This window comes from uncultured Thalassospira sp. (assembly GCF_963976115.1).
Lineage (GTDB): Bacteria > Pseudomonadota > Alphaproteobacteria > Rhodospirillales > Thalassospiraceae > Thalassospira.
Genome location: NZ_CAXBJJ010000008.1, coordinates 90,364 through 109,403 on the forward strand (window position 1 = coordinate 90,364; position 19,040 = coordinate 109,403).

The following is a 19,040-nucleotide window of genomic DNA, read 5'->3' on the forward strand; positions in this document are numbered from 1 at the left end:
ATTTTGACAAACAAACAGCCAGGTTGCGAAGCTACCTGGCTGTTTTAATAATGCATCTTTAACATGTAACTTCCGTCTTGTGCTCACCCATAAAGCTGAATGGCATTCAAGAAAAACCTTACTGTTCTTTCTTCACGTTTGACGCAACGATTTTGCCAGCCTGAATAACCGTCAGACCACCTTCCTCGACACTTTCGATACGCCGACAATGCCCCTCAAGATGGGCACCAGGCTCGATTGCCAGGGTTTGGTGCAAAATGTCGCCAATCATTTTGGCAGAATCAGCCAGGGAAACATCCTTGGCCCGGATCTGACCGGTGACTTTTCCGCAAACGCGGACGCGATCTGCGATAATTTCCCCACGCACTTCACCGTTCTGACCAATCGTCAGATTGCGTGTCCGTATGTCACCATCGACAAAACCGTCAACCTGGACGTCTGACTCAGAAATCAGGTCACCGGAAATACGAAGATCCGAATTAATAACCGATAGTCCACCCGCCTTGTTAGGTGAATGGTTAGTCTGGGTGTTATTTGTGCTCGCTTGTGTTTTGTGTGATCTTGAAAACATAATGTCCCGCCTTTATGAACTTGATGGGATCGACCTGTTTGCCATTTACCAGAACTTCATAGTGAACATGACTTCCTGTGCTACGGCCCGTGCTACCCATCAGTGCAACGATATCTTGATATTTCACCTTTTGACCCTTCTTTACGAGGACCTTCATCAGATGGCCATAGCGGGTTTTAAGGCCGTCTCCATGGTCAATCTCGACCATTTTGCCGTATCCGCCAGTCCATCCTGCATGCGACACCACACCAGGTGCAGTGGCATAGATTGGTGTTTTCATCGGGGCTGCCAAGTCGGCGCCGGAATGAAAAGACCATTTTCCATTAAAAGGATCCTTACGTTTGCCAAACTTGCTGGAAACGTAATAATTTTCAGTCGGCTCGCCAAAGGGCAAGCGATTAATCACCTTTTGCAGATTGGCCAACTGGTCCATCCGGTTGCCAACCGCCAAAGCAGCATTCATAAAAAGTTCGTCTTCAGGCGTTTCAGGTTCAAACTGTACAAATGGCCCGCCAACACCGGCATCAAGGACACGTTTAACATTGCTGGTCGTGCCCTCCTCGGTCAATTCATTGATCGGAACACCCGTCATTTTCAGGACCGATTTCAAATCGGAAATCGACGAGCCCGCATGTTCGGCAACCCGTTCAAGTGCTTGTTTTTGAACCGTATGCAAATCGGCTATCCGCTGATTTGCCATCACCAGTTCACCCTGCAACGACTTTGATCGTGAAATGGCCTGATCGCGTTCTCGCATCACGCGCGTCATCACTGTTTCAACGGTTTCCAGTTCGTCGCGAAGCGCAATATTGCGGTTGGTGATACCGTCTATCTGCTGCCCCAAAGCGTTCATCTGGTTATCCATCGAGGACCGCAACGATGATATCCTCGATTTTTCCTTCTCACTGTCGGCAAGTTTCAGGCTGAAATCCTGTACCCTCGCCTGCAATTTCAGATTCTTCTCGGCCATACTCAACAGATTATGATGGGTATCTTCCATCTGCGAGGTAATCTCGCTGAATTTTTTCTGGCTGTCTGTAACCCTGTTGATCAGTTCACTATAGGCCAGTTCGCTGCGAAAAAGCTGTTCTTCGCGCAAATTCAGCCGATGGCTAAAATAATAGCCAACCCCGGTTGAACCAACAGTCCAGACAATCAAAAAAATACCGGCAACACCAACTATTAACTGACGTCGACGTCCAAGATGAACCTGTGTGACAGAATCATTGGAGCGAACAAGAACTTCCCGATCCGGAAACCACTTTTCAATTATATTATTAATGCGCCCCACCAAAGACATCTGTCCGGCTATGTCCTTTTTATCCATGTTCATTTTTTAGCATCAAAGCCGGGCCCCCCGATTGATGCCAACGTTTGTCCCATTACTGTTTCGATAGTCACGCTACCTGCAAGAGAGCAGCGTGGCAAGCGCGTTAACACTACATTAACCTCAAAAAAACCTCGCGCCACAGCCTATTGGCTATGATAAGTCAGATATCTATACCCATTAGACATATGCGAAAGTGTTATGCGCCTTAACCAAATCATCATTACCGCATCTGCCACCTGGTTTTACAGTGGCAAGGTGCCCAAAGCACCGGGAACGGCTGGTTCATTGGCTGCGTTGCCGCTCGGATGGATTCTTGTCATAGCAGGGAGTAACACAACTCTGCTGCTTGCAACCGCCATTGTCTTTATTTATGGGGTTTTTGTTTCCGATTCCTATAGCAAAATGATCGGAATTCATGATCCAGGCGAAATTGTTATCGATGAAGTTGCCGGACAATGGCTCTGCCTGCTGGCCGTCCCTCTCTCGGGATCATGGATGGACATCGCATGGATGTTGCTGGCCTTTGTTGTTTTCAGGTTTTTTGATATCCTCAAACCTTGGCCGATCAGCTGGGTGGACCGCCGCGTCGGGGGTGGTTTTGGCATTATGTTTGATGATATTTTAGCGGGTGGATTCGGTATGATTTTATTAGCACTGGTTTCCCATTTCGCCGAAGGTTTCCTTAAATGATCCCCGATCCCGAGATGCTGGCAGCAGCCCGTGCCATCGTTGATCTCTGTCGTCAGAACGGAGAGCTGGTCGCCACAGCAGAAAGCTGCACTGGCGGGCTGATTGGCGGCTGCCTGACCGCTATTGACGGAAGTTCCAGCGTGGTCGATGGCGGCTTCATCACCTATTCAAACGAAGCCAAAATGGCAATGCTGGACGTTTCGGGAAATTTGCTGGAACAATATGGTGCCGTATCAAAACCGGTTGCCTGTGCCATGGCTGAAGGCGCTTTGCGCCATAGCCCTCTGGCAACGATAAGTGTTGCTGTAACCGGCATTGCCGGACCGGGGGGGGGCAGCCCGGAAAAACCGGTTGGGCTGGTTCATTTTGGCTGTGCAGGGGCGCACCGCCCTACCCTGCATCAATCCCGTGTTTTTAAGGGTGACCGGCATCAGGTGCGACGCCAAACCATTCTAACGGCGTTTGCCATGATCCGAGAAATGGTGGCAACAGCAAAACTGCCCTGACGTAAAAGGTCGCACAACAAAATCAAAAACGCCGACGCATTCCAAAAGTAACATTCCGGCGTTTTTAAATTCTTCTCGCCACGCTGCGCCGTCGCGCCCAACCAGTTCTCAATGAGTTGTTCTCATAGACAACTGGTCTTACAGGCGCACAGATGCAATTCCATTGTCGCCATAAACCTGACGCGCGCGATTTTCAAATGATCCCACCATCAACTTCACAGCTTCGTTAAAAACCATGCCAATCATTTTCTGCAAAATCGCGGATTTAAATTCGAAATCGACATAAAAATCCAGAAACGTTCCACCATCATCGGAAGGTTGAAATTCCCAGTGATTGTTGAGGTATTTAAACGGACCTTGCAAATATTCGACATCAACCCGATTCGGACGATCCAGCGTGACCTTGGATGTGTATTTTTCCCGAAACATCTTAAAACCGATCACCAGATCAGCATGAAGTTCGTTTCCGTCACGTTTCCGTACCCGTGATGCCACGCACCAGGGCAGAAATTCCGAATAGGCATCGATATCCGCAACGAGATCGAATAACTGTTCCGGCGTATAGGGTAGCTTTCTGCGCTCCGCATGCGTCGGCAAAGTGATCTCCTACTCGTCTTTTCAAAAATACTGTGACAAATGGTTGCGGGTTATTCCGCCGCACTCGGCTTTGCACTTGCCGCCAGCTTCTTCTCGCGCGCTTCGCGCATTTCAGCAAAGTCACGGTCAGCATGATAGCTTGAACGCGTTAGCGGCGTTGATGCAACCATCAAAAAGCCCTTGGCACGCGCCATCGACGCATATTCCTTAAACTCGTCCGGTGTCACAAACCGATCAACCGGCGCATGTTTAAGGGTTGGCTGCAAATACTGGCCGATGGTCAGAAAATCGACATCGGCAACACGAAGATCATCCATCACCTGGCTCAGCTCATGGCGCTGTTCGCCAAACCCCACCATCAAACCCGACTTGGTAAAAATTGTGGGATCGATCTGTTTGACACGATCAAGAATGCGCAACGACTGATAAAAGCGAGCCCCCGGGCGAATGGACGGATACAGACGCGGAACTGTTTCCAGATTGTGATTAAACACATCCGGGCGGGCCTTCGCTACGATCTCGACTGCGCCAGGCTTGTCGCGGAAATCGGGCGTTAGAATTTCAATGGTGGTTTCCGGCGATTTATGGCGAATGGCTTCAATCACGCGGGCAAAATGCATGGCACCACCATCGGCAAGGTCATCCCGGTCCACCGAGGTAATCACAACATGCTTAAGGTCCATGTCGGCAACCGCCATTGCCAGATTTTCCGGCTCGAACGGGTCAAGCGGGTTTGGCATCCCGGTTTTAACATTACAAAACGCACAGGCACGGGTGCAGGTATCGCCCATAATCATGAAGGAGGCATGCTTTTTTTGCCAGCATTCGCCAATATTGGGGCATGCGGCTTCTTCGCACACGGTATGGAGATTCAGGCCACGGGCCAGATCGCGCGTTTCCTGATAGCCCTTGGAAGTGGGTGCCTTAACGCGAATCCATTCCGGTTTGCGACCAGAAGGACGGTCCGGGTTCTTTTGCTTTTCCGGGTGACGAAGAGCTCGTACCTCGTTGCGCGTCGTGGACATTTAAACCTCCGAAGGATGGAATGGCAGGCAATGTGCCGTCCTGCTGTCATATTGTCAAACTGACATTCGACATGGCCGATACGACAGATACACAAAGGAACCTGCCGTATCGCACATATAATGACTTAGAAATGAATCGCACGCCCATAGGCGTCAAGAACCGATTCATGCATCATTTCAGAAAGGGTCGGATGCGGAAACACCGTGTGCATCAGGTCTTCCTCGGTGGTTTCCAGCCCCATCGCGATCACAAAGCCCTGGATCAGTTCGGTTACCTCGGTGCCAACCATATGTGCGCCCAGCAATTCGCCGGTTTTGGCATCAAATACGGTTTTGACCAAACCTTCGGCCTCGCCAAGGGCTACGGCCTTGCCATTGCCAATAAACGGAAACTTGCCAACCTTGACATCATAGCCTGCATCTTTGGCTTTGGCTTCGGTCAGGCCAACACTTGCAACCTGGGGATGACAATAGGTGCAACCAGGAATTTTGCGCGGATCAAGCGGGTGAACATTCTTTTCACCGGCAATTTTCTCAATGCAAATAACGCCTTCGTGCTCCGCCTTATGGGCCAGCATCGGCGGACCTGCCACGTCACCAATGGCATAAATACCCGGCTCGGCCGTCCGTGAAAATTCGTCAGTATCAATCACGTTTCGTTCGACTTTAACCTTGGTGCTTTCAAGGCCAAGATTTTCGGTATTACCAATCACACCCACAGCCGAAATCACACGATCAACCGTCAGGTCCTGCTTTTTACCATCTTTGGTTTCGATCGTAACAACAACGTTGTCGGCATTGCGCTTCAGATTGGCAACCTTGGCTTCGGTCAGAATTTTCATCCCGTCCCTTGTCATCATTTTCTGCGCCAGCGCCGCGACTTCCTTGTCTTCAACCGGCATGATCTGCGGCATAATTTCAACCACGGTCACTTCAGCGCCCATGGTGTGATAAAAGCTGGCAAATTCAATACCAATCGCACCCGACCCGACAACCAGGAGGCTCTTGGGCATTTTATCAGGCGTCATCGCCTTTTTGTAATCCCAGACAACCTTGCCATCGGCCTCAAGTCCCGGCAGCGCACGCGCGCGCGCGCCAGTGGAAATGATATAATGTTTGGCTGTGTAGGTGCCTTTATCCTTACCTTCGACATTGATCTTTTTCGGACCGTCGAATTTGGCTTCACCGTTAATCACGGTAACCTTGTTCTTTTTAAGCAACATGCCGACACCGCCTGCCAGTTGCTTTGAAACGCCACGCGACCGCTGAATAACGGCTTCAAAATCAAAGGACGGGTTATCGCACGACAAGCCATAATTTTTGGCGTGTTTCATGTTGCGATAAACTTCGGCTGAGCGCAGCAGAGCCTTGGTCGGGATACAGCCCCAGTTCAGGCAGATACCGCCCAGATGTTCGCGTTCGACAACGGCCGTTTTCAGCCCCAGCTGGGCCGCACGAATGGCAGTAACATAACCACCAGGACCGGCACCAATCACGATAACGTCGAAATTGTTTTCCGCCATTTTGCATCTCCTTAACCTGCACGGTTTTTGCATACAGGTATATCATTCAAAAGCTTGCGGGGACTTGTTAAAGCCCCCGCGCAACCAGACCTTAAAGCAGCATGCTTATTGGATCTTCGATCAGCTTTTTGAATTCAGCCATAAACTGGGCACCAACCGCACCATCAACCACCCGATGATCAACAGACAGGGTGCAGCTCATGACGGTTGCAATTGCCAGGGCACCATCCTTAACCACCGGGCGCTGTTCCCCGGCACCTACGGCCAGGATACAACCTTGCGGCGGATTGATAATGGCGGCAAAGTCCTTGATGCCAAACATGCCAAGGTTGGAAACCGAAAAGGTCCCGCCCTGGAATTCCTGAGGCTGCAATTTGCCATCACGGGCCTTGGCGGCCAGTGCTTTCATCTCGGTCGAGATTTCGGCAAGGCCCTTGCCACCCGCATTCCGAATGACCGGCGTGATCAGGCCACCATCAATCGCGACGGCAACGGAAATATCCTGCTGCTTGCATTGTAAAATGGCCGCATCGGTCCAAACCGCATTGGCGGACGGAACACGCTTGAGCGCAATCGAGGATGCCCGGATAACCATGTCGTTGACCGACACCTTGACACCGTCTGCGGCTTTTTCGTTCAGCTGCTTGCGAACCGACAGAAGGTTGTCGATCTGGCAATCAATGGTCAGATAAAAATGCGGAACCTGTTGTTTGGATTCCGTCAGGCGGCGCGCAATAACCTTACGCATCGTCGTGTTCGGAATTTCTTCGTATTCGGGCAGGCCGGTAAGATCCGGGTTCCATCCCGAAACAGCAGGTGCCTTGGCCGCAGGTGTTTCGGATTTTGCGGCGGCAGGTGCTTCGGCCCTGGCTGCCGGTTTGTTGCTGAGGGCGGCCTCGATATCACGCTTGACGATACGTCCCCGCGGCCCGGAGCCATCAACGCCGGACAGTTCAACACCTTCCTGCGACGCGATACGACGCGCAAGCGGGCTTGCCGTGATCCGCTCCCCGTCTTTGCTGGCAGCAGGTGCGCTCGAAGCGGCCGGGGCAACATCCTTGCCTTCGGGCGTCTCATCTTTGGTCGGGGTTGACGCTTGGGCATCTGCCCCGACATTCGGACCTGACGTATCGGCCCCTTCAAGGGCCTTCTCGTCTTCGCCTTCTTCCAAAAGCAAGGCAATTACCGCATTCACGGCCACACCTTCGGTACCTGCTTCAACAAGAATTTTACCGATTTTTCCTTCATCGACAGCTTCGACTTCCATCGTCGCCTTGTCGGTTTCGATTTCGGCCAGGACATCGCCCGATTCAACGGTGTCCCCTTCCTTGACGAGCCATTTCGCCAAGGTGCCTTCTGTCATGGTCGGCGAAAGCGCCGGCATCAGAATTTTAACTGGCATGGATGCAATCTCCCGGTAACGGGGTGGCAGCACCAATGGTGCGCCAACCCCTTGTCCGTTTTTGTTTAACGATAGCAAACGGCCTTGGCCGCATCGACGATATGTTGCTCCTGCGGCAATGCGAGAACTTCCAGATTGGCCGCATAAGGCATCGGAACATCTTCGCCGGCAACACGGGCAACCGGTGCATCAAGATAGTCAAACGCATGTTCCATGATCACCGAAGCGATTTCCGCACCGATACCGGCAAAATGCCAGCCTTCTTCACATGTCACCAAACGATTGGTTTTCATCACCGAACGCACGATGGTGTTCACATCAAGCGGACGAATGGTGCGAAGATTGATGACCTCGGCCGAAATGCCTTCTTCCGCCAGCTTTGCAGCGGCCTTCAGGGCTTTGCCAACCATGATCGAGAACGCAACGATGGTAACATCGGTGCCTTCGCGTTCAATCTTGGCCTGGCCAATCGGCAGGACAAAATTGTCATCATCAGGAACTTCAAAGCTTTGCCCGTACAGGATTTCGTTTTCCAGAAACACAACCGGGTTCGGATCACGAATAGCAGCCTTCAACAGGCCCTTGGCATCGGCGGCAGAATAAGGTGCAACCACCTTAAGCCCCGGGCAATGCGCATACCAGGATGCATAGCACTGTGAATGCTGGGCACCCACGCGGGCTGCCGCACCGTTCGGACCCCGAAACACAATCGGGCAGCCTAGCTGGCCACCGGACATATAAAGCGTTTTCGCAGCCGAGTTGATGATATGGTCAATGGCCTGCATGGCGAAGTTGAATGTCATGAATTCAACAATCGGACGCAGCCCCATGAATGCAGCCCCGGTACCAAGACCGGTAAAGCCATATTCCGTGATCGGCGTATCAACGACGCGACGATCGCCAAATTCGTCAAGCAGACCCTGGGTAACTTTATAAGCCCCCTGATACTGCGCAACTTCTTCCCCCATGACGAAAACATTTTCGTCAGACCGCATTTCTTCGGCCATCGCATCGCGCAAGGCTTCACGAACGGTCTGGGTTTTGAATTTGGTATAGGTTTTTTCGTCGCGCGTTTCGTTCATTTCACTCATGGCGCGGGGTTCTTTGTCGGTGCGCTCAATCGCGCCCGACGCCTTCACCGGTGCAGAAGCCGTGGCAGGGGCACTTTCCGAGGAAGAAGATTTTTCTTCGCTGGGCGCCGGTGCAGCCTGGGCCTTGCCAGGATTAACATTCTCAAGCGCAGAGGCGTCTTCGTCTTCTTCAAGGATATAGGCAATAACGGCATTGACGGCGACGTTTTCCGTCCCGGCATCAACAACGATCTTGCCAATTTTACCTTCGTCAACGGCTTCGACTTCCATCGTCGCCTTGTCGGTTTCAATTTCGGCAAGGACATCACCGGACTGAACGGTGTCGCCTTCTTTGACATTCCATTTGGCAAGGGTGCCTTCTGTCATTGTCGGAGACAATGCGGGCATCAAAACTTCAATCGGCATGGTTCCCCCTTTTTGCGGGAAAATTTCTGGTCAAAAGCGGATTTTGCAAAATCTGAATCAGACTTCGATCAAAATATCGGTAAACAGTTCCGACGGATTGGGTTCGGGGCTGTTCTGTGCAAATTCCGCAGATTTGGCGACCTCTGCCTTCACTTCCTTGTCAATCTCTTTGAGACCGTCTTCGTCAAGGATGCTTGCATCGATCAACAGCTTTTTGACCATGTCGATCGGGTCATGTTCCTTGCGCATCTTGTCCAGCTCGTCCTTGGTCCGGTATTTTGCCGGATCGGACATCGAGTGGCCACGATAACGATAGGTTTTAAGCTCGAGAATGTAGGGTCCATTGCCTTCACGGCAATGTTTGACAGCACGTTCACCGGCTTCTTTCACCGCCAGCACGTCCATGCCGTCAACCTGTTCACCCGGAATGCCATAGGCTTCGCCGCGCAAATACAGATCCGGACTGGCCGAGTGACGCTGGGTCGATGTGCCCATCGCATACTGGTTGTTTTCGATACAGTAAATGACCGGCAACTTCCAAAGGGCGGCCATGTTGAAAGATTCATAAACCTGCCCCTGGTTGACAGCACCGTCACCAAGGTAGGTCAGACAAACCTTGTCTTCGCCGCGATATTTGTAATTAAAGGCAATACCGGTGCCAAGCGGAACCTGTCCGCCGACAATACCGTGACCGCCGTAAAAGTTCTTTTCCTTGGAGAACATATGCATCGAACCGCCCTTGCCATGAGAGTAACCACCCTCACGACCTGTCAATTCGGCCATGACGCCTGCGGAATCCATCCCGCACGCCAACATATGTCCATGATCACGGTAGCTGGTAACCACACCATCTTCGCCCGATGTTGCAGCCTGCATACCAACAACAACAGCTTCCTGACCGATATAAAGGTGGCAAAAACCACCGATCAGGCCCATGCCATAAAGCTGGCCGGCCTTTTCTTCAAAACGGCGGATCAGAAGCATATCGCGGTAATATTTGAGGAGCTCGTCACTGCTCGCCTGATTGTCGGCGCGCGTCGTGGCGCGTTTGCGTTTTAGGGTCGCCATGGTTCCTCCCGGTGGATGGCTCGCTTAAGCTTCTTTGAAAAGCAGCTTAATTCGGTATTGGACCACCGAAATAACTACCCAAAACAACGCACATAAGCAAGCTATCTTGGGGGCGTTAAAGCATTGTTTTGCAATGCACAATCACAAATAAACCGATTATTGGTTAATTGTAGTTTTAACGGTTAAAATTATATTTTGTGAATTATCAGATATTTGAGCAAAGCCGATCCAATGCGTTCATTCCTCAGCGTCACAAATGCTATGCTTTTACGAAAACAATTTAGATGAATGAAAATCGGTGTTCGCAGATGCCAGATAAATCTTGAAAAACGGTACTCATCCTAGGGTGCACCGCACCCTGCCCCACCACATGCCAACAAACAGCATATTTTACGGTTGATCATACCCGTTGTGGTGAAAGATAATAACGTCATCCCGATTGGCCATATCAAGCATGGTACGGGCACGTTCATCCAGCAAATCAGGATCAAGGCTGCCAGGGCGCAATGCCTTCACGCGCTGCTCTAATAATTCGCGCCGCGCTTTTATATCATCGCGCAATTTGACAATTTCGCCCACCCGGTCCTGCATCGACCAATAGGCCAGAAGCCCCCTGTCACCTTCCACGCTGTGGAAGATAAAATAGACCATAACGGTAAAGGCAAAAACAGGTGCAATGGCCTGTCGAAATCGACGGATTACCGGTGCAGATGACGACATTTGAACGAAGGTCCCAAAGCGGAAGACGCATTTTAAAGCAAAATATTTCAAAACCGGAACGATAAAACAACGGACGTTATTTTACCTGAAGATCAGCATGTTATAGCCTCAGACCGGCACAAAGTCCTATTCTGAACGGTAAGTAGACCACAACAAGGTAAAAAGAGTTTTAAAAACAAGCGTCTTTTTTTGGCGACCTTACGATTAATTAACAAATCGTAAATACAAAAAGCCGCCTCATTTAAAGGCGGCTTTTCATCATTTCGTTATGAAAACGAAACTGGAGGCATTATTTTTTCAGGATGGCGCGACCCGGAAAACGGGCAGCCAGACCAAGCTGCTCTTCAATACGGATCAACTGGTTGTATTTTGCCAAACGGTCAGACCGTGACAACGAACCGGTTTTGATCTGACCACAATTGATGGCAACAGCCAGGTCGGCAATGGTCGAATCTTCAGTTTCACCCGAACGATGCGATATCACAGCAGTATAACCCGCGCGGTGTGCCATTTCGACGGCTTCAAGGGTTTCGCTCAGCGTACCGATCTGGTTAACCTTGACCAGGATCGAGTTGGCAACGCCCTTGGAAATACCGTCAGCCAAACGCACCGGATTGGTCACAAACAGATCATCGCCGACCAGTTGGATCTTGTCGCCAATTTCGCGCGTCAAGGCAGCCCAGCCATCCCAGTCATCTTCAGACATGCCGTCTTCGATCGAGAAGATCGGATATTTGCTGGCAAGTTCGGCCCAGTATTTGACCATGCCGTCCGAATCAAACGTCTTACCTTCGCCAGCAAGAACATATTTGCCGTCTTTGTAGAATTCGGTCGAAGCCGCATCAAGCGCAAGCATGATGTCTTCGCCCGGGCGGTACCCGGCAGCTTCGATTGATTTCATCACATAGCTGATGGCCGCTTCGGTCGAAGCGATATTCGGGGCAAAGCCACCTTCATCCCCAACCGAGGTGCTGAGGCCATCGGCAGCAAGTGATTTTTTCAGATTGTGAAAAATCTCGGCGCCCATGCGGATCGCGTCGGTGCAGGTTTCTGCCGAAACAGGAACAATCATGAATTCCTGAACGTCAATGGCATTATCCGCGTGTTCACCACCATTGATGATGTTCATCATCGGCACCGGCAGGGTCCGGGCATAGGAACCGCCAATATAACGATATAACGGCAAACCGGATTCCTGGGCTGCGGCTTTGGCAACAGCAAGGGAAACACCCAGAATGGCATTTGCGCCAAGGCGGCTTTTGTTAGCAGTCCCATCGAGATCAATCATCGCGGTATCGATTTCGATCTGCTCTTCCGCATCCATACCGGCCAGGGCTTCAAAGATTTCGCCATTTACGGCTGAAACGGCTTTGGTAACGCCCTTACCCAGATAACGTTCTTCCTTGTCTCGCAGTTCGACGGCTTCGTGTGCGCCCGTCGATGCACCAGAGGGAACGGCGGCCCGACCAAAGGCGCCACTTTCCAGGGTAACATCTACCTCGACTGTCGGGTTACCCCGGCTGTCCAGAATTTCGCGCCCGCGGATATCAATGATAGCGGTCATGACGAAACAATTCTCCTTACTGACATATGGAACGACCAACATGTTTGGCCGCGTCGGTTACAGCATAAAAGAAATGCCGCCACAAAATATGGCGGCACCTTAATATCAAGCGTCGAACATATCCAGACGAACCGGATTGGCCTTCGCTATCGCGTCAAGCTCCTTTAAGACCGAAAGAACTTCAGGAAGCTTGCCAAGGGGGATTTGATTGGGTCCATCGCTGATCGCAGCATCAGGATTATCGTGGGTTTCGATAAATAATGCCGCAACACCAACAGAAACGGCGGCACGGGCCAGAACAGGCGCAAATTCGCGCTGGCCGCCCGATGTACCACCCTGCCCGCCCGGTTGCTGGACGGAATGGGTCGCATCAAACACAATCGGATAGCCCTGACGGGCCATGATGGGAAGTCCGCGAAAATCGGTTACCAGTGTATTATACCCAAAACTGGTCCCACGATCACACAGCATAATATTGCCATTGCCAGCTTCGGCAATTTTGTCGGCAACATTTGCCATATCCCAAGGGGCAAGGAACTGCCCCTTTTTAACATTGATTGCCTTGCCGGTCGCAGCCGCCGCCATCAGCAAATCTGTTTGGCGACACAGGAAAGCCGGAATTTGCAAAATATCGGCGACCTTGGCAACCGCTGCACACTGGTCTGGCAAATGAACATCGGTGACAATCGGCAAGCCGGTGACGTCCTTGACTTCACCCAGAATATCAATTCCTTCGTTTAACCCCACACCACGCTTTGATTTATTACTGGTGCGGTTGGCTTTGTCGAACGAACTTTTATAGACCAGACCAATGCCCATCGCACTGGCCAGTTCTTTCAGGGCGGTTGCCATTTCCAATGCGTGCTGACGGCTTTCGATGGCACAAGGGCCTGCCAGCAATGCAAAAGGCTTGTCATTGGCAAATTCAATATTGCCGACTTTAACGGTTTTAACGACGGTCATTTCAACATCCTTGCACGTTCCAGGCAGTGTTAAACCAGACGGCTACGTTCTTTGGCAGCCTTGATATAAGACACAAACAGCGGATGCGGCTCCAATGGCCGTGACCGCAATTCCGGATGGAACTGTACACCGATGAACCACGGATGATCCGGATATTCGATAATTTCCGGCAAACGACCGTCGGGCGAAAGACCCGAAAATTTAAGGCCCTTCTGCTCAAGCTGTTCGAGAAAGTTGATATTAACTTCATAACGATGGCGATGACGTTCAAGAACGGTTTCACTACCATAAATTTCGCGGGCACGCGTACCAGCTACCAGCTTGCATTCATAATTGCCCAAACGCATGGTGCCGCCCAGATCATCTTCACCGCTGCGACGTTCAACACGCCCGCCATCCTTGGACCATTCGGTCATCAAGCCGACCAATGGTATTTCGGTCGGACCAAATTCGGACGACGACGCGTTGGTAATGCCCGCAAGATTACGGGCCGCTTCAAGAACGGCCATCTGCATACCAAAACAGATCCCGAAATAAGGTACCTTGTTTTCGCGGGCATAACGGGCAGCGGCAATTTTGCCTTCGGCACCGCGTTCACCAAAACCACCCGGCACCAGAATGGCATCAAGCTTGCTCAGACGTTCGCTGACATTTTCGGTTTTTTCAAGATCGTCAGACGCGATCCAGTCAATTTTGACCCGGACCTTGTTGGCAATACCGCCGTGAACCAGGGCCTCGGTCAAGGACTTATAAGCATCGGGCAACTGGATATATTTACCAACAATCCCGACGGTGACTTCACCTTCCGGGTTGCGAACGATATCACAAATATCTTCCCACGGCCCCATATCCGGGTCCTGGGCCTGCAGGCCGAAATGATGCAGAACTTCGTTATCAAGGCCGTATTTATGATAGCTGATCGGCACCTGATAAATATTGTCGACGTCATAGGCCGGAATAACCGATGCTTCGCGCACGTTGCAGAAACGCGCAATTTTGCGGCGTTCATTCACCGGAATTTCGCGATCACATCGGCACAGCAAAATATCAGGCTGAATACCAAGCGACTGTAATTCCTTAACCGAATGCTGGGTCGGTTTGGTTTTCAATTCGCCCGCAGACGAGATATAGGGAACAAGGGTAAGATGCAGGAACATTGTCCGGCCATCGCCCAGTTCGTTGCCCATCTGCCGAATGGATTCAAGAAATGGCAGACTTTCAATATCGCCAACCGTGCCGCCAATTTCGACCAGAACGAAATCTTCGGTCGCGTCGCTTTGGACGAATTCCTTGATGGCATCGGTGATATGGGGAATGACCTGAACGGTTCCGCCCAGGTAATCGCCACGGCGTTCCCGCGCAATCACGGATGAATAGATGCGTCCGGTGGTAACGTTATCGGACCGGCGCGAGGATACCCCGGTGAAACGTTCATAATGACCAAGGTCAAGGTCGGTTTCGGCACCATCTTCGGTAACGTAAACTTCCCCATGCTGATAGGGGCTCATGGTGCCCGGATCAACGTTGATATAAGGATCAAGCTTGCGCAAGCGAACGGTAAAACCACGCGCCTGAAGCGAGGCACCCAATGCAGCTGACGCCAAGCCTTTGCCTAGCGAAGAAACCACGCCACCAGTAATGAAAATATAACGGGTCATGTCTATGCCTCATCTCAAAGCACAAAGCCACGGTTACGCAGATTGCGAACCGGGGGAGCAATAATTCAAAAATTGAGGCGGCAATTTTGCCGCCTCTGATATCGGTATATGTCTTAGCGGGTCGGCGCCGCCGGACCGCTATCCTGCGCCGGGGCTGTTTTTTCCATATTGGAAGTCGCAGCGGGTGCAGGCACCTGATCAAGGATCGATGTTGGTGCGGTACGGTTATTGCTCATCAGGGCCAGACCGAGGCTCGTGATCATAAAGGCCGCAGCAAGGATTGCTGTCGTCCGGGTCAGAAGGTTCGCGGCACTGCGCGAACTCATGACACCAAAATTACCGCCGCCGCTATTGCCGCCGCCAATACCAAGCCCGCCGCCTTCACTGCGCTGAACCAGAATTACGGCAATCAAGCCGATCGCAAGAAGCAGGTGGATAACCAGAATGACAGTCTGCATGGCCTCAAAACTCTTGACTTGTAAATCCGGCGGCAACGATTTTGCTGCCTTACCGGGCAAAATTTGATGCGTGTTTAACGCGTTTTGAAACGGTTGGCTAGTCCGTATTTCGCAGGTTTATAACCATAAATTGCCAATCGCCCACAATAACACGCTCCCTGCAACCTGCAGGAAAACACCATTGTTCATTTGTACGGGAAAAATCCCGGCTTCAGGCAAGATCCAACATCTTGCGCCGGGAACCCATTTTCGCCGATCGCCCGCCAAATTGCAACATCGCTGCCTGATATTTATCGAAATTCCGAAAATACCGGTACCGGCCAAATATTATATTGCAATGCCAGCATGCCCCGAAACACCCCGGAACGGATATCCGCGATCATGCTGTCATCGACTTTTATCAAGCGCGCGGGATGCGGCCGCCCTCGCCCCGCGACTAATCGCAACTATCAATAATCCCCCAAAAGTCGTCGACCTTGAGGCTGGCACCACCGACAAGCGCGCCATCAACATTATCAACCGCCAGCAGCTCCGCCGCGTTCGAAGGCTTAACCGAACCACCATAAAGAATACGAAATTCATCGGCATCGCCGAACCGTTCCTTGAGCTTGCGACGAATGGCTGCATGCATTTCGGCAACATCTTCGACCGCGGCGGTACGCCCGGTGCCAATGGCCCAAACCGGCTCATAGGCAATCACGGTGTTTTCCGCATTGGCTCCTTGGGGCAACGAAATGTCCATTTGGCCACAAACCACAGAAATGGCCGCCCCCAGATCACGTTCCTGTTCGGTTTCCCCCACACAGACAACCGCAATCAGCCCTGAATCATGGGCAGCAATGGTTTTCTGGCGGATAACCGTTGAACTTTCACCATGATCCGCACGGCGTTCCGAATGGCCAACAATGACATGGCTGGCACCAATATCAGCCAGCATCGACGCCGCAATATCACCAGTATGCGCGCCATTTTTGTCAAAATGGCAATCCTGTCCCCCGGCATGGATGGCACAATGCCCAAGAACCCCCACCACGTCGGCCAGCAAGGTGGCCGGCGGGCACAACAAGATATCGCATGCCGGTTTGCTTGCCGCAGATGACAATTTTGCCGCGAGGCCACTGGCCAGTGCCAAACCATCGGCGCGCAAGCAGTTCATTTTCCAGTTACCGGCAATTAAGGGGCGACGACCTGACATTGAATGTTTCCTTTTTTTGATGGGAGATGCCACATAGCCCGATTTTGACAGAATGGGCATTTTTCACAGCATCAGGGCCAACGACTTATAAAACGTTTGCTGGCCGCTTTTTAACATGTGAGCCTCCCCGGGCCAAGTCCGGTTGGAGGCCCTTGCATCAGCAATTGAAACGGCTTATGCAATCGGGTGTTGCCGCCCTATGGTCTCCCCATTAAGATGCGCCACCGATCCGCACGGTTTTTCCCGGTTTCCGGAACCGTTTTGGCATGAAAAGTTGCCGGCCAACTGGCGCCGGTCCGACGCAACGAATTGTTAGGCTACTGAATATGCTATCTGGCATTCGCACATTTTCAAAATCCATCTTTGCCAAAATCCTGTTTGGCATCATCGCGATCAGCTTTGTCGCATGGGGGCTGAATGCCTCGATGCTAAGCCTTGGCAATTCCCGCGAAGTCGCCGAAGTCGGCAGCCAGTCTATCAGTCCTGCCGAACTGGACCGCGCCTTCAAGCGCAACATCGACAAGATGCGCCGGGTCTTTGGCCCCAGCTTTGATCAGCAGCAAGCCATTCAGATGGGCCTTCTGAACAACACGGTTCAGGGCCTGATCTCGCAAAAGTTGCTGGAAGAAAATGCACAAGACACGGGCATCGGCATTAGCGATGAAAAAGTCCGTGACAACATTTTCAACAACAAAAGCTTCGAGGACGAAACGACCGGGCAGTTTGACCGTCAAAAGTTCCTGCAGATCCTGTATCAAAACGGATATAGCGAACAGGAATTCATTGACGGCATGCGCAGCGATCTGATGAGCCAGCAGGTTGTCGGCAGCCTGAGTGCCGCCAGCACCCCGCCCGCACCGCTGGTCAAAGCAATTGCCGCCTATCGCAATGAAGATCGCAGCGGACGTTTCATCATGCTTGGCGACGACGACATCGCCCCGATCGAAACCCCGTCCGATGATGTGCTCAAGAAATTCTATGATGATCATGGTGCACAGTTCACCGCACCGGAAACCCGAAACGCGACCCTGGCCTTGCTGACCGTTGATCACCTTGCACAGTCAATGGACGTTACCGACGACGAATTGCTCGATGCCTATAACCAGCGCATCGCTGAATTTCAAACGCCGGAAAAACGTGCGGTAGAACAGATCCTGTTTGCACCGAACGAAAAAGAAAGTGCCTCGGAAGCTTATAAAGCCCTTCAGGGTGGCGAAGACTTTATGAAGGTCGCGACCGAACAGGCCGGCATGAAAGAATCGGTGGTCAAACTTGGTGAATTCACCAAGGAAAACATGCTGCCCGATTTGCGCGACACTGTATTTGGCCTGCCCGAAGGTGGTTATTCCGAACCGGTTGAAACCTCGCTTGGCTGGCACATCATGCGCGTTACCGCAATCACCCCGGCCCATGAACAAAGTCTGGATGAAGTGCGCAAACAGGTTGAAGACGGCGTTAAACGTCAAAAAGCAGAAGATCAGATTTTTGACATCGCCGCCCAGCTTGACGATGAACTGGGTGCCGGGACGTCCCTTAAGGACGCCGCAGCAAAAGTAAATGCACAGCTTTTCACCCTGAGCGACATTAAAAAGGGCCAGGATCTGGGCAATGGCATTGTCGACAGCAAGGAAATCAACGCCAAGATTTACGAACTGAACGAGGGTGATGAAAGCTTTCTGGAAGAAACCCAGAGCGGCAATCGCTATGTTGTCAGCGTCACCAAGGTTACCCCGTCTGCTGTGCGCCCCTTCGACGATGTTCGTGATGCTGTTGAAACCGCATGGAAAGCCGATGAGAAACAGCGCCTGCTGGGTGAAAAAGCCGATGCCCTTGCCGCCCGTATCAATGATCAGGGTGCGAAAATTGATGCCATCGCCGCAGAGCTTGATAACAGCATTAACGATACCGGCATGACCAAACGTGATGGTCGTGGCCTGTCGGCTGATGCCAACCCGGCCATTGCCGGTGCCCTGTTTGACCTTGCCCAAGGCAAAGCCAAGTCGGTTATCGGTGAAAACGGTGTTTCGGTTGTCGTGCTCGATGACATCAAACCGGCAGGTAACACAACGGGCAAAGACGACCCGATTGTTTCCGAACTGCAAGACAGCCTCAATCAGGATATCGTTTCGCAATATCTCGATTATTTGCGTAACAACATTTCTATCAGCCTCAATAATAGTGTTGTAAACGGGCTTTATGCCCAAAGCGCCCCCGCCAACTAGGCAGGTTTGGCCATGCGGGGCGATCCGGTTACCGGATCGCCCTTTTTTTCAT

The 19,040-nt window shown here is 51.7% G+C and carries 17 protein-coding genes; 3 read left to right on the forward strand and 14 right to left on the reverse strand.

The genetic code is table 11. The annotated features are described in order from the left end of the window. Positions 1-118 precede the first annotated feature (118 nt). Together AAC086_RS12005 and AAC086_RS12010 are read right to left on the reverse strand one after the other, a co-directional pair. Positions 119-571: a polymer-forming cytoskeletal protein gene (locus AAC086_RS12005; protein ID WP_339778910.1), complete on the reverse strand. Its 453-nt coding sequence runs from the start codon at positions 569-571 to the stop codon at positions 119-121. Next, positions 531-1,904 (reverse strand): peptidoglycan DD-metalloendopeptidase family protein, encoded by a 1,374-nt coding sequence (locus AAC086_RS12010; RefSeq protein WP_339778911.1) that lies wholly within the window; start codon positions 1,902-1,904, stop codon positions 531-533. The genes AAC086_RS12005 and AAC086_RS12010 overlap by 41 nt, the downstream gene beginning before the upstream one ends. A gap of 195 nt (positions 1,905-2,099) precedes the next feature. On the opposite strand from AAC086_RS12010, the gene AAC086_RS12015 reads away from it, so the two are divergent. After that, positions 2,100-2,591, forward strand: a complete 492-nt coding sequence (locus tag AAC086_RS12015) for a phosphatidylglycerophosphatase A (protein WP_339778912.1) — start codon at positions 2,100-2,102, stop codon at positions 2,589-2,591. Then, the gene (locus tag AAC086_RS12020; protein ID WP_339778913.1) at positions 2,588-3,097 is read left to right on the forward strand and encodes a CinA family protein; all 510 of its coding nucleotides are present in this window, start codon (positions 2,588-2,590) and stop codon (positions 3,095-3,097) included. The genes AAC086_RS12015 and AAC086_RS12020 overlap by 4 nt, the downstream gene beginning before the upstream one ends. A 138-nt stretch (positions 3,098-3,235) precedes the next feature. Here AAC086_RS12020 and AAC086_RS12025 read toward each other — a convergent pair whose 3' ends face one another. The 12 genes from AAC086_RS12025 to tpiA all read right to left on the reverse strand — a co-directional run bounded on the left by AAC086_RS12025 (position 3,236) and on the right by tpiA (position 16,766). Continuing rightward, positions 3,236-3,694, reverse strand: a complete 459-nt coding sequence (locus AAC086_RS12025) for a type II toxin-antitoxin system RatA family toxin (protein ID WP_339778914.1) — start codon at positions 3,692-3,694, stop codon at positions 3,236-3,238. Between the two features lie 50 nt (positions 3,695-3,744). Beyond that, positions 3,745-4,719, reverse strand: a complete 975-nt coding sequence (gene lipA, locus AAC086_RS12030; RefSeq protein ID WP_339778915.1) for a lipoyl synthase — start codon at positions 4,717-4,719, stop codon at positions 3,745-3,747. A 125-nt stretch (positions 4,720-4,844) separates the two neighbouring features. Next, positions 4,845-6,242, reverse strand: a complete 1,398-nt coding sequence (lpdA, locus tag AAC086_RS12035; protein WP_339778916.1) for a dihydrolipoyl dehydrogenase — start codon at positions 6,240-6,242, stop codon at positions 4,845-4,847. Between the two features lie 91 nt (positions 6,243-6,333). Further along, positions 6,334-7,644, reverse strand: coding sequence for a pyruvate dehydrogenase complex dihydrolipoamide acetyltransferase (locus tag AAC086_RS12040; RefSeq protein WP_339778917.1), 1,311 nt, complete (start codon positions 7,642-7,644; stop codon positions 6,334-6,336). A gap of 65 nt (positions 7,645-7,709) precedes the next feature. Beyond that, positions 7,710-9,140 (reverse strand): pyruvate dehydrogenase complex E1 component subunit beta, encoded by a 1,431-nt coding sequence (locus AAC086_RS12045; protein ID WP_339778918.1) that lies wholly within the window; start codon positions 9,138-9,140, stop codon positions 7,710-7,712. 57 nt (positions 9,141-9,197) lie between these two features. Next, positions 9,198-10,208, reverse strand: coding sequence for a pyruvate dehydrogenase (acetyl-transferring) E1 component subunit alpha (gene pdhA / locus AAC086_RS12050; protein ID WP_339778919.1), 1,011 nt, complete (start codon positions 10,206-10,208; stop codon positions 9,198-9,200). A gap of 390 nt (positions 10,209-10,598) precedes the next feature. Beyond that, on the reverse strand, positions 10,599-10,928 hold the full coding sequence (locus tag AAC086_RS12055) for a septum formation initiator family protein (RefSeq protein ID WP_339778920.1): 330 nt from the start codon (positions 10,926-10,928) through the stop codon (positions 10,599-10,601). 289 nt (positions 10,929-11,217) lie between these two features. Further along, the gene (eno, locus tag AAC086_RS12060; RefSeq protein WP_339778921.1) at positions 11,218-12,492 is read right to left on the reverse strand and encodes a phosphopyruvate hydratase; all 1,275 of its coding nucleotides are present in this window, start codon (positions 12,490-12,492) and stop codon (positions 11,218-11,220) included. A gap of 105 nt (positions 12,493-12,597) precedes the next feature. Continuing rightward, positions 12,598-13,455, reverse strand: a complete 858-nt coding sequence (gene kdsA, locus AAC086_RS12065; RefSeq protein WP_339778922.1) for a 3-deoxy-8-phosphooctulonate synthase — start codon at positions 13,453-13,455, stop codon at positions 12,598-12,600. Positions 13,456-13,484: 29 nt separating this feature from the next. Next, complete coding sequence (locus AAC086_RS12070) at positions 13,485-15,113, reverse strand: CTP synthase (RefSeq protein ID WP_339778923.1); 1,629 nt, start codon at positions 15,111-15,113, stop codon at positions 13,485-13,487. Between the two features lie 113 nt (positions 15,114-15,226). After that, entirely contained in the window at positions 15,227-15,571 is a 345-nt protein-coding gene (secG, locus tag AAC086_RS12075) for a preprotein translocase subunit SecG (protein WP_339778924.1), read from the reverse strand. Positions 15,572-16,007: 436 nt separating this feature from the next. Further along, positions 16,008-16,766: a triose-phosphate isomerase gene (gene tpiA, locus AAC086_RS12080; protein ID WP_339778925.1), complete on the reverse strand. Its 759-nt coding sequence runs from the start codon at positions 16,764-16,766 to the stop codon at positions 16,008-16,010. A 326-nt stretch (positions 16,767-17,092) separates the two neighbouring features. On the opposite strand from tpiA, the gene AAC086_RS12085 reads away from it, so the two are divergent. Next, positions 17,093-18,988 (forward strand): SurA N-terminal domain-containing protein, encoded by a 1,896-nt coding sequence (locus tag AAC086_RS12085; RefSeq protein ID WP_339778926.1) that lies wholly within the window; start codon positions 17,093-17,095, stop codon positions 18,986-18,988. The last annotated feature ends 52 nt before the right edge of the window (positions 18,989-19,040 follow it).